Annotated in this window: 3 protein-coding genes and 1 pseudogene; 1 reads left to right on the forward strand and 3 read right to left on the reverse strand. The window is 60.2% G+C overall.

Going from position 1 to position 3,997, the window contains the following annotated elements:
- Both JWR14_RS14820 and ugpC read right to left on the reverse strand, forming a co-directional pair.
- The coding region (locus JWR14_RS14820) for a beta-galactosidase (RefSeq protein ID WP_299707947.1) at positions 1-1,277 on the reverse strand (1,277 nt) is incomplete at its 3' end.
- A gap of 11 nt (positions 1,278-1,288) precedes the next feature.
- Complete coding sequence (gene ugpC / locus JWR14_RS14825; protein ID WP_299707948.1) at positions 1,289-2,431, reverse strand: sn-glycerol-3-phosphate ABC transporter ATP-binding protein UgpC; 1,143 nt, start codon at positions 2,429-2,431, stop codon at positions 1,289-1,291.
- A 304-nt stretch (positions 2,432-2,735) separates the two neighbouring features.
- Here ugpC and JWR14_RS14830 point away from each other — a divergent pair, with 304 nt between their 5' ends.
- Complete coding sequence (locus JWR14_RS14830; protein WP_299707950.1) at positions 2,736-3,752, forward strand: LacI family DNA-binding transcriptional regulator; 1,017 nt, start codon at positions 2,736-2,738, stop codon at positions 3,750-3,752.
- A gap of 14 nt (positions 3,753-3,766) precedes the next feature.
- Here JWR14_RS14830 and JWR14_RS14835 read toward each other — a convergent pair.
- Positions 3,767-3,997, reverse strand: a pseudogene (locus JWR14_RS14835) (mercuric reductase); the annotation flags it as partial.

Genomic DNA, 3,997 nt, shown 5'->3' on the forward strand with positions numbered 1-3,997 from the left:
TGAAAATCGGCGCCTTGTGGATGAATCTCGAATAACCACTTTGCTTCGTAATCCCAAACAAGTGCAACTTTGGTGGAGACTTTGGACTCGCCGTCCGCTTCCAGCACCTGCTCGATTTCCTTCGCTACCACTGACGCTTCCGCGCCGCCCAAATCGAGCTGGTTGTCCGGCGTGTTCAGACCCGCATGCATCTGTTCCTGCGCGAACGGCGCCTGCCGCCACCGAAAATACGATACACACCCGGCTCCGTGCGCGAATGCCTCCCAACTCCAGAGACGCACCATGCCCGGCAGCGGCGCGGGATTCCAGTGCGCCCAGTTCACGGGCCCCGGCTGCTGCTCCATCACCCAGAACGGCAGCTTCGACATGCCGCGATACACATCATGATTAAACGATGCGAAGTCGGGATGACCCGTGCGCAGCCACTTCGACTTGATCGACGGATCGAACCACTGCTCCTCCAGCGCGCCCAGCGGATAACTGTCCCATGTCGCGATATCCAGGTCGGCCGCCACCTTGTAGTGATCGAACTCGGTGAATAGCTGCATGAAGTTGTGCGCGACCGGCCGCTGCGGAGAATGCGCGCGAATGATCCCGGTCTGCATGCGGTTGTAGCGCACGACTTCGTCGGAGGCGAAGCGCCGGTAATCCAGCCGATGCGTCGGATGCGCTTCCGTCACGGTGGCAACGGGCAGATCAATTTCATCGAAGCTACGGAATTCCATGCTCCAGAAGACCGTGCCCCACGCCGTGTTAAGCGCGTCGATCGTGCCGTAACGATGCTTCAGCCATCCTCTAAAACGCTGCAACGCGGCCGGCGAATAGCTGACTACGGTGTTGTGGCAGCCGAACTCGTTGTCTGTTTGCCAGAACGCCACGGCGGGATGCTTGCCGTAACGCTCAGCCACAGCCGTGCAAATTTTCTGCGACGCCTCGAAGTACGAGGGCGATGAAAAATCGTAGTGCCGGCGCGAGCCGAACGCACGCGGACGGCCATCGGCACCAACGGGAAGGATGTCCGGATGAAGATCGATCAGCCACTTCGGCGGCGTCGCGGTCGGCGTGCACATGACGACTTTCAGACCTGCGTCGGCGAGCACATCGATTGCACGATCCAGCCAGCCCCAGTTGTATTCACCTGGTGTTGGCTCGATGCGACTCCACGCGAACTCCGCAATCCGGACGCGATCGATGCCCAGCGCTTTCATGCGCGCCGCATCGTCCTTCCACATCGATTCGGGCCAGTGTTCCGGGTAATAACAGACTCCAAGACGCATACGGTGCGCTCCTACGCAAATTGTTTGACTGCTGCCGACATGACGGCAAAGCCGTCTTCGGTGAAGAGATGACAGGAAGCAGGTGGCACGTTAAACGTCACGCTTTCGCCCTGACGTGGCGTCTTGTCGCCGGGCGCTTTGGCAATAAGCACCGCTCCGCCCGGTTGATCGAGATGCAGATAGCTGTGCTCGCCGAGTTGTTCGACCAGCGACACCGTGCGGCTGATCTGTTGAATCGACCCGTCGTTTGCAGCCGGTTCGAGATGCTCGGGCCGAATGCCGAGCGTGACGGCCTGATCGGGCCGCAAGGCCTCGCCGTTAGCGTGAACCTCCACTCGCTCGTTCGTTCCGTCGAGGAGAATCGTGACGGTTTCAGCACTTCCTGACACCACTCGCGCAGGCAGGAAGTTCATTCGCGGCGAGCCGATAAACCCCGCAACAAAGCGGCTTCTCGGCCGGTGATACAACTCGAGCGGTGCTCCCACTTGCGCGATGCTGCCGTACTTCGCCGTGTCAGCTCCCGCGTGCAGCAGGACGATTTTGTCGGCGAGCGTCATGGCTTCAATTTGGTCATGCGTCACATAGACAACGCTAGCCGTATTGAACTGCTTGTGCAGGCGCGCGATCTCGACCCGTGTTTGGCCACGCAATGTGGCGTCGAGATTGGAGAGCGGTTCATCGAAGAGAAACACGCTCGGACTCCGAACAATTGCCCGGCCGATCGCCACGCGCTGCCGTTGGCCGCCGGACAACTCTTTCGGCCTGCGCTCAAGCAACGCTTCCAGTTGCAGTACGCGCGCGGCTTCCCTCACTTTCCGGTCAATCACGTCCTTTGGTGTCTTCGCGAGCGTCAGGCCGAACGCCATGTTCTGGTAGACGGTCATGTGCGGAAAAAGTGCGTAGCTCTGGAAGACCATCGCGACGCCACGCTGCGCGGCAGGCACATCGTTGACGAGTTTCCCGTCGATATACAGGTCGCCGTCCGTGATGTCTTCCAGACCCGCGATCATGCGCAACAAGGTGGATTTGCCGCATCCCGAAGGGCCGAGGAATACGCAGAATTCGTGCTCGCCGATCTCAAGATCGACATCGCGAATCACGAGTGCGTGATCGCCGTACGCTTTTTGAACCGATCGTAACGAGATGCTCGCCATGCCGACGTCTCCGTGTTTTACCGGGGAGACAACGGAAGGTTAAGCGCTTAACCTTCTGCCAGTGAAAAAACGATCCGTGTTCGGGATCGCCTTGACCGGCTGTCTCCGTCTGTGTTTTTTTACCTGCCTTGGGTCTCAAATCTAGCGGCGTCGGCTGATTTACACAAATGCCGGGAAGCCATCCCAAAATATGGACGACGACATGGATATTTGGACGAAACCGCCGAGCTAGCGATAGTTCACCGAACTTGGCCGATGTTGTGCCCGCGGCTGTGCGTGCGTTAACCCCTGTTTCGAGATTTCGATGACTACTTTGGCTGAGGTTGCCTTACGCGCCGGCGTCACGCCGGCGACTGTTTCCAACGTGCTGCGCAAGCGCGGCAAGGTGGGCGCGGCGACACGTCAGCGGGTGCTCGATGCGGTGGAGGTTTTAGGCTATCGGCCGCACCTGACCGCACGGGCGCTGGCCGAAGGAAGCGCGCCTACTCTTGCGTTGATGGTGACCAGTATCGCCAACCCGTTTTATCCGGAGTTCGCGTTGGCGGCAGAACGGGCAGCGCGCAAGAACGGGCGATTTCTGATCGTATGTAATACGAACGAAGATCCCGTGATCAGCCGCGCGTACCTGGATCAGATTGCGGGGACTTTATCGGAAGGCGTGCTTGTGATGAACTCACGAATTGCTTTCGACGATCTTCACACCACGCGTGCACGCGGCACGCCGGTCGTGCTGTGCATGTGGGAACGGCCGGATATATCGCCGGGATTGCCTTGCGTCGCGGTCGATTTCTTTGCGGCTGGGGCGCTGGCCGCACAACATCTGCTGGACCTGGGGCATACACGGATAGGCGCGATCATCGGGAGCCAGCCAGATGGCGTGCAGGCCGCGCGATACGCCGGCTTTTGCCACACGCTGAAGGTGGCGGGCGTGGAGCATCCGGCGCAGGAAGCGCGTTTTACCCGCGATGCCGTCCAGGGCGGCTACGAGGCCGCGTGCGAATTGCTAACGGAGCATGAGGACCTGACCGCGCTCTTCGCGACCAATGATTTGCCTGCACTGGGCGCGATGCATGCGGCAGCCGATCGCGGCATGCGCATTCCCGACGACTTGTCGGTGATCGGGATTACCGATATTCAACTGGCACGCGAATCACGACCGGGGTTATCGACGGTCGCGGTCCCTACCGATGCAGCCGCCGCGATGGCCGTGGAGCTGCTCGAAGCGTTGATCGAAAGCGGCGGCCACTGCGAGACGCCCATGCGCGTAGCGCCCCCGCCCGTGCTGGTGCAGAGAGCATCGACGGGACGGGCGCGTAGCTGAAGCGATTCTACGGACTACGCTCTTTCAGGGATCCTCGCGAACAACATGTTCAGCCCTTCTGCAATCGTCGGATGCGAGAGGATCGCGTCCCGGATAGCGGTGTACGGAAGATTGCCGAGCATCGCCATCTGCACTGTCGCGACCACTTCGCCTGCGTTCGAACCGAGCATCGTGAAGCCGAGGATGCGATCCGATTGCGTGTCGACAATCGCTTTCATGAAGCCGTGCGTGTCACCGGTCGTACG

Origin of the sequence: Caballeronia sp. (assembly GCF_028292365.1) — a bacterium.
Lineage (GTDB): Bacteria > Pseudomonadota > Gammaproteobacteria > Burkholderiales > Burkholderiaceae > Caballeronia.

What these genes read in the sequence shown, in the direction of transcription:
- JWR14_RS14830 (WP_299707950.1), top strand. Translation starts at nt 2,736, where the DNA reads ATGACTACTTTGGCTGAGGTTGCCTTACGCGCCGGCGTCACGCCGGCG.
- ugpC (WP_299707948.1), bottom strand. Translation starts at nt 2,431, where the DNA reads ATGGCGAGCATCTCGTTACGATCGGTTCAAAAAGCGTACGGCGATCAC.